6 protein-coding genes and 2 rRNA genes (1 of these 8 only partly in view) are annotated in these 7,500 nt (G+C 44.3%); all 8 read right to left on the bottom strand.

All coding sequences use genetic code 11. The annotated features are described in order from the left end of the window. Positions 1 to 311: 311 nt before the first annotated feature. Entirely contained in the window at positions 312 to 1,463 is a 1,152-nt protein-coding gene (locus IMY23_RS16040; RefSeq protein WP_192823061.1) for a glycosyltransferase, read from the bottom strand. A 2-nt stretch (positions 1,464 to 1,465) separates the two neighbouring features. Beyond that, positions 1,466 to 2,431, bottom strand: coding sequence for a glycosyltransferase family 2 protein (locus IMY23_RS16035; protein WP_192823060.1), 966 nt, complete (start codon positions 2,429 to 2,431; stop codon positions 1,466 to 1,468). Between the two features lie 7 nt (positions 2,432 to 2,438). Continuing rightward, positions 2,439 to 2,960, bottom strand: a complete 522-nt coding sequence (locus IMY23_RS16030) for a DUF4199 domain-containing protein (RefSeq protein ID WP_192823059.1) — start codon at positions 2,958 to 2,960, stop codon at positions 2,439 to 2,441. Positions 2,961 to 2,978: 18 nt separating this feature from the next. Further along, entirely contained in the window at positions 2,979 to 3,497 is a 519-nt protein-coding gene (locus tag IMY23_RS16025; protein ID WP_192825203.1) for a DUF4199 domain-containing protein, read from the bottom strand. 24 nt (positions 3,498 to 3,521) lie between these two features. Beyond that, positions 3,522 to 4,802 carry a dihydroorotase gene (locus IMY23_RS16020; RefSeq protein ID WP_192823057.1) on the bottom strand — a complete coding sequence of 427 codons (1,281 nt, stop codon included), beginning with the start codon at positions 4,800 to 4,802 and terminating at the stop codon, positions 3,522 to 3,524. Continuing rightward, a complete protein-coding gene (locus tag IMY23_RS16015) occupies positions 4,786 to 6,711 on the bottom strand; it encodes a BatA domain-containing protein (protein WP_192823056.1) in 1,926 nt (641 codons plus the stop codon). The genes IMY23_RS16020 and IMY23_RS16015 overlap by 17 nt, the downstream gene beginning before the upstream one ends. Before the next feature lie 106 nt (positions 6,712 to 6,817). Then, a 5S ribosomal RNA gene (gene rrf / locus IMY23_RS16010) occupies positions 6,818 to 6,929 on the bottom strand. Positions 6,930 to 7,018: 89 nt separating this feature from the next. After that, positions 7,019 to 7,500: ribosomal RNA gene (locus IMY23_RS16005) — 23S ribosomal RNA — on the bottom strand (it continues 2,405 nt past the right edge of the window).

Raw genomic sequence — 7,500 nt, 5'->3', positions numbered from 1 at the left:
TTCGGGCTCCATTTTGCAAATGAGCACCAAAACGGGATTTGAGATGCTGATGTATTTAGTAATTAGGTTACGTGTTGTTCTTTATTAGGCTAAGTCTGAAATAGCAATTCCTGTTTTCGGGCTCATTTCTGTAAATGAGCCCGAAAACAGGAATTGATTGTTCTTACCTTACAGGTATACTTTCTTTGGCTTCTTGTCCTCCCAATTTTTATTTAAGCATCTCTTTTATATAAAGGTTAGCAAGTACACCCAATGCTTCTTTTAAATACATCTAATTGAGGTGATTATAAAGGTAACAGATTGTGACTCTACTAAAAGTGTTCTTTTTCGTTCCTCTTCAGTTGGCTTACCTTTAATATAGCTTGCGCCATGGCTTGCCAGGTGTATTTCTTCTTCTCTATTCTTATGTTCGCCTTCATCTCTTCTGACTTTGTCTCTTGGAAGAAAGTATGGATGGCGTCTGCTATGGCCTTGGGTTCTACCGGTACCACATACCCTACATCACCATGCGGAATCATTTCAACTAAACCACCTACTGCCGTTACTACCATAGGGACTTCAAAATGATAGGCTATTTGGGTGACGCCGCTTTGGGATGCATGCCGGTACGGTTGCACCACCAAGTCTGCCACCGAAAAATAGGTGCGCACCTGGTCATGTGGAATGTACGAGGTTTTTAAGATGACTGAATTCTGCAGGTTTCCCTCCTGTATGATTTTAGCATAAGGCTCCTGAGGTTCATAGAATTCCCCGGCTACTATCAATTTTATGCCAGCTTGCCTTATCCTTTCATCTTGCATGGCCTCCAGAAGCAGGTCCAGTCCTTTATAATGCCGGATGAAACCGAAGAACAACAAGTATTTCCCTTCCGGTAGGCCCAACTCCTGAAGTGCTTCTTGCCTAGGCATCTTTTGGCCGTAGGTGTCATAAATAGGATGTGGCTGACAAACAATGGGCTTATGGGTGGTGAATTGGCGCAATTCCTCTGTTACCGTGTTTGACATGGTGACGAAGGCGTGGCAAGAGGCAAGAAAGTAGTCTGTAAGCGCTTTGTCTCCTTTCCGTTTCTCGTGCGGAACCACATTGTCTGTTAAGGCTACAATTCTGGAATACCCGTTTTTTCTGATAATTCTTGCCACAGTTCCTAAACTTGGGGCCATAAAGGGCAACCAATATCGGAACAAGACCATATCTGGCCTGGCTTTTCTGATGGCGTTCCCCACCAGAAACCAGGAAACTGGGTTTACAGAACTCAAGGCTCTATGGATGGTCAATCCTTCTGGGGCAGGTCCTTCTTCATACTGGGTTTTGCCTGGGAACAGCATACTGGGATACTGCGTGGTGAACGTGTAAATCTCCACTTGGTGGCCCATCTGCAGCCAGGTGCGCGCTAGGCTTTCATTGAATGCCGCAATGCCACCCCTGAACGGATAGGCCGGACCCACTATTACCAGCTTCGCCATTCTTAATACCCAGCTTTGTCCCGAACCAGATACTCATTCTTCTTTTTACCAGAAAGGGAAACCATCTCCGCCAGGAAACCTGCCAGGAACAGTTGCACGCCTACTATCACAGCCACCAAGGCCAGAAAAAACAGAGGCTGGTCTACCACGTTTCGGCTGGGCATGTTCCGGAAAGAGTAATAGACTTTCTCTCCTACCAGCCAGGTTGTGATTAAGAAACCTATCAAGAAGGAGATAGACCCCAGAGAGCCGAAAAAGTGCATGGGTCTTTTCTTAAACCTAGACACAAACGTGATAGACATCAGATCCAGGAACCCATACACAAAACGCTCCAAGCCAAACTTGGTGGTGCCGTATTTCCGTTCACGGTGCTGCACCACTTTTTCGCCAATCTTGCTGAAGCCATTCCATTTGGCAATGACCGGAATGTAGCGGTGCATCTCACCATACACTTCAATGCTTTTCACTACGCGCGCATCATACGCTTTGAGTCCGCAGTTGAAATCATGGAGTTTGATTCTGGAAATCTTGCGGGTAGCCGCGTTGAACAGTTTGGTGGGAATGGTTTTACTTAAGGGATCAAACCGTTTCTTTTTCCAACCAGAGACCAGATCGTACCCATCAGACACAATCATATTATACAAGTCCGGAATCTCATCTGGGCTGTCTTGCAGGTCGGCATCCATGGTGATGACCACGCGCCCCAGGGCTTTTTTGAATCCCACATTAAGAGCCGCCGACTTCCCGTAGTTTCTGTTGAACCGAATCCCTTTGATGTTGGGGTTCTGGAAAGACAATTCCTGAATCAATTTCCAGGAGTTGTCTGTACTGCCGTCATCTATCAAAATGACTTCATAAAGAAAACCGTGTGAGTCCATCACACGGTTTATCCATTGGGTAAGCTCTGGTAGTGATTCCTCTTCATTGAGAAGTGGAATCACCACTGAAATATCTAGATCGTACTGCATTTACCTTTTACTCAAATTCTGGCTGGCTTCTTTTCATGATAGCCGCAATGATTAATGACAAAATGAACGCTCCAATGATATAGGTGATCAAAGTAATAACCACTACCATCACAGGCCCGGTGAACATGTTTGCCATTTCCATAGCTTGTTCAATTTGTTCCTCAGACAAACCACGGGCTTCCATCTCCTCAATTTGCTTGTCCATTTCGCGCGTCATGATTGAATTATCTATCATTGACGTATAAATGGCTGCAAAAATACCGCCTAACAACCCAACCACTGCTCCTAAAATTGTTCCTATGCCCAGCCCCTGCCCATAAGACATAAAGCCGTTGTTCGCTCTTTTGAAGTATTGGTACGCCATCACAATTCCGCCAATTAGAATAAGCCACCCTAAAGAAGCCACCAATTTATTGCCAGCCATATCTGTCACATATAGTATTGCGGTAAAAATTACCAGTACCAGGCCAGTAAGTAAGCCATAGCGCAGGCCGGTGGCAGATGGTGTAGTTGTTTGTTGCTCGTTCATGGATAGTGGGTTTGGGGTTTATTTTCTAAAAAAGATTGCTAATACAAGGCTGATGATAATGCCTAAAATGATTCTGTAAACAAAAGTGCGTTTGGCCAGGTCAAAGGCATTTAGTTCTTGCAGGCCGTTCAAGCCTCTTTCATAGTTTACCTGCCCCATCACCTGCACAACTACCTCCCTGTTCAATTGCATTTCGGCCTGCTTGGCTACAATATACTGCTGAATTAGTTCTGCCCCCACAAAAAACGAGAAAATACACATGAGCACCGCTGTAGTGAAGGCCAGGTAGAACGTGGTAGCGAAACCAACTTTAAATGCTCTTCCAAAACCTAAGGCTTCATCATTGAATTTCTTGAAATATTTTATTGCTAAAAAAACAAAAACTGAGACAAAAACCAAAGTGGAAGAGAACTCGCTGGGGTCGTCATATGGGTTTTCAAAGCCTAGCAAGGCTAGTATGGCCATATATAAGAAACTTACAATGCCTCCAGTGACCCCGTACCGGATAGCAGTATTGGCAACAGCTCTATCAAACATAAGTATAAAAGCAGAGATTCTTCCTTAAGAAGAATAAGTAGGGTTTAAGGTAAAATGATTGTTAAAGAACGTGCCGTACACACAGCCTTCCAGTTCAGACCCAAGAAAAGGACTGTTCTGAGAAAGGGAGGCATTGCTCTCTGAAGTAAAAACCCATTTTTTGGTGGGATTAAAAAACGTAAGATTGGCTTTCTGCCCTTCTGCTAGACATGGTATAGGCAATGAAAGAACCTTTCGGGGCCCTTTGGACAGCAAGTCTATGACTTTTGCTAAAGAAGATGTGGGTTCAATAGACTGGTGAATAATTGAAAAAGCCGTTTGGGCTCCAATTATTCCGGGCTCCGCCAAATCAAATTCCAATTCTTTTGATTCTTCGTCCCAAGGAATATGGGCAGAGACAATGGCATCTATGGTTCCATCTTCTATTGCCTCTAACAGTGCTTCTCTGTCTTGTTGGCTCCTGAAGGGGGGGGCTACTTTATAAGAAGTATCAAAAGGCAGAATGGTCTCGTCAATAAAAGCACATTGGTGCGCCGCCATATCACAGGTAACGTTTAAGCCCCGTTTTTTGGCTGCTCTTATGGCATGAACACTCCCTTCGGTTGAGATCTGGCTGAAATGTATCCTTCCCTTGCTATATTCTACTAATTGCAAATCGCGTTGAACCTGTACTTCTTCCGCAATAGCTGGAATTCCTTTAAGGCCCAATTGAGTACTTACAAGCCCTTCATGTATTTGGCCTCCTGTGGCTATACTTGCATTCTCCGGACGGTTCAATAATACGCCGCCAAAGATTTTAAGGTATTCCAAGGTTTTCAGCAAGGTACCTGCGGCTTGAATAGGCTTTAGGCCATCTGAATAAGCCACAGCTCCTGCAGCATGTAAATCTAAAAGCTCGGTTAAGTCGTTCCCTTCAGTTTGGTGAGTGGCAGCTGCTATTGGGTGTAGCCTAACGCTTTGATTGTTAGTTCTATATAAAAAGTATTCAACGGATCCCTTACTTTGGGTTATTGGGTATAAATTGGGAAGGCAAGCTACTTCTGTAAAACCTCCATAAGCAGCAGTTTTTATAAAACTCTCAATAGTTTCTCGGTGTTCAAAACCTGGTTCTCCTACATATGCTGATAAATCAAACCAACCTATAGAACAACAGAGACCTTCTTCCTCAATTATGTTAGCACCTGGCACCTCTAATGAATCACCAATCTGCTCAATGATACCGTCATTAATCAAGATGTTTGTTATCTCCCCGGTGCCGGAGAACGCGCTGTCTATAATAGTAACCTCTTTAAACAGGTATTTCACGTCTTTTTGTACTTAAAATGATTGCCTCTGCTATTAGACATAGGAGGCACAATATTAGGCAATATTTCCAAAGACTGGTTATGCCTTCCTGCTTTTGCACAGGTCCCCTAACATTTGATTCCAACACTCGGACATTAGGATGCGTGTCAGCGAATAACTCCCTGAGTTCTTCTACAGAGTAACTCTCTAACAAAGATTCTTCTTTGGGAATATTCAGCGCAATCTGTTGAATAACTTCCTCACCGTTCTTGATCTCATAGAACCCTGGCTGATACACTTCATCTGGTAAAGTTAATTGAAGGACACCTTGTTTAAATAGCTGGCTCGGGATGAAAGTCTGCCCATTCATAGAAAGAGAAAAAGGTCTATCTTGCCCTCCAGTAATGGATAGGGGTATGTTAACTTCCCCGTTTAAGGGCCTATAGCTTAACAAACCTTCAGAGTGCTGCCCGGCCAGCGCCAGTTGATAGATGACCGGAACAAATAATGGGTGGTTAGCAAAGGGAGAACTGGCATCTAAAGGGCTGGACAATACATAAACTTGACCTTCTCCAACTTTAAAAGAACTTAAGAAGGGGGTGTTATCAGTAAACCGTAGAATAGTGTGGAAGGCACTACCCCAGCTTATAACCGGAGTTGCACTGGGCATTTTCATGTTATTCACCTGCTTCTCAAAAATCCCTTTAAAAAACCCATCACTTAAATCAGGCGCTTTTATAAGCTTTAATTCCCCTCTGATATCCTCTTCCTTAATATTTTTTAACCCAAGTGAGTTTACAATATTTAAGAGCGGCTTTTGATCACTTGCTGAGGGCAACAATAAAACAGAACCTCTGGCTTTTAACACATCTTTGATCTTACTGATAAGCATAGCGTTATTGCCAGCATACTGCATATCAACAATAAAAAATGTAGGTTGTGCTAATTGAGATGTAGTGAAGGAGAAAGCTGCTTCTTCTTTAAGGGAACGCAACACAGGATGCTTGTCTGGAATGGGGCCGTTGACTCCTACCTTTATAGCACTTGCTTTAGGAATTACCACAAAGTGTTTATTGTCAAAGGGTGTGTAAGAATCACTAAGCTGAATGATAACTTTAGTTTCCCTATCCTGACTCGGAAGCAGAGCTAATTTAGTAACCACTACTTCTGATGGCTCTACCAAAACCTGGACAGCTCCTATCAACTTTTCACCTTCAGTAGCCGTGATTTTAATTAACTCTTTTTCTGTCTGCTGGCTTCCCTTTAAACGCACAATCAAATTGGTAGAAACCTCTGGCAAAATAACAGGTTGCTCTAACCAAACTGAATCAATAAAAAAATTAGCTTGGTTTGATGAATAAGGGACAAGGGAAATATTCTGGTTTTTAGGTAAACCAGCCAACAACTCTTTAGGGAACGAAGCTTTTGCGAAATCAGAAAAGAAAAAGTTGGTTGTAACAGGATTGACCTTTTCTAAGGCCTGTAGCAGGCTTCGGCCTGAGCTTAATGTTACATCGGTTTCATTCTCCTTAACTGAAGAATTTTGGTTACCTGTGTTTTGGTTTATCCTAGATTTTGCTACATCAAGCTTTATTTGGCCACGAAGTGAATTTCCATTGGCTTTAACGGACCTTTGCATACTCCAGGAAGAGTCAACCAGCACATTAGCCTGCTGAGTAATTCCAGAGTTAGATTTTTGGAGATTCCTGAAAAATAAGAAAAAAGCTAATAAGGCACTTAGTATAAAGAGAGTTCTGAAAAAAAGTAACAACAGATTTTGAGCCTGCTTTACAGATTTCGTTTTGGAAACAAGGTTAGAAAGGAAATGTATATGAGTGAATTCAAGCTTCTGCCTGATTCTTAATCCAAAGAAATGAATAACTATTAAAATGCAGGTAGCGATTCCTGCACTTAAGAACAAAGGGACCATATTTTTATTTCCAGATCCAATATACCCGATCGTCTCTTCATCTGCAAACCTATTAAACGCGGACAGCCCACCGTGTCTCCAGGGTGGGCTGTCGTTTGAAAAAGGGGGTTGGCGGCTACCTACTCTCCCGCGTGTGACCGCAGTACCATCGGCTCGGCGGGGCTTAACTTCTCTGTTCGGAATGGGAAGAGGTGGACACCCGCGACATAGCCACCATTATCTTGGGCCTTTCGGCTCGAATGATGCCGGGGGGTGCTCTGACATACGTGGGAAGAGAGAGAAAGAGGGGAGGGCACGCGCCTTTGGGGCGGCGAAGCCCTCGGGCAATTAGTACGGCTCGGCTGTGTCGTTTCCGACTTTACACCTGCCGCCTATCGACGTGGTCGTCTACCACGGCCCTTGAAGGGATGTCTCATCTTGGGGTGAGTTTCGCACTTAGATGCTTTCAGCGCTTATCTCATCCGAGCGTAGCTACCCTGCGCTGCAGCTGGCGCCACAACAGGTCCACCAGAGGCTCGTCCATCCCGGTCCTCTCGTACTAAGGACAGGTCCCCTCAAACATCCAACGCCCACTACAGATAGGGACCGAACTGTCTCACGACGTTCTGAACCCAGCTCGCGTGCCACTTTAATGAGCGAACAGCTCAACCCTTGGGACCTTCTCCAGCCCCAGGACGTGACGAGCCGACATCGAGGTGCCAAACCTCCCCGTCGATATGAGCTCTTGGGGGAGATCAGCCTGTTATCCCCGGCGTACCTTTTATCCTTTGAGCGATGGCCCTTCCATGC

This window comes from Rufibacter sp. LB8 (assembly GCF_014876185.1).
Classification (GTDB): Bacteria; Bacteroidota; Bacteroidia; order Cytophagales; family Hymenobacteraceae; genus Nibribacter.
This window is presented reverse-complemented; position numbering and strand designations above follow the sequence as displayed.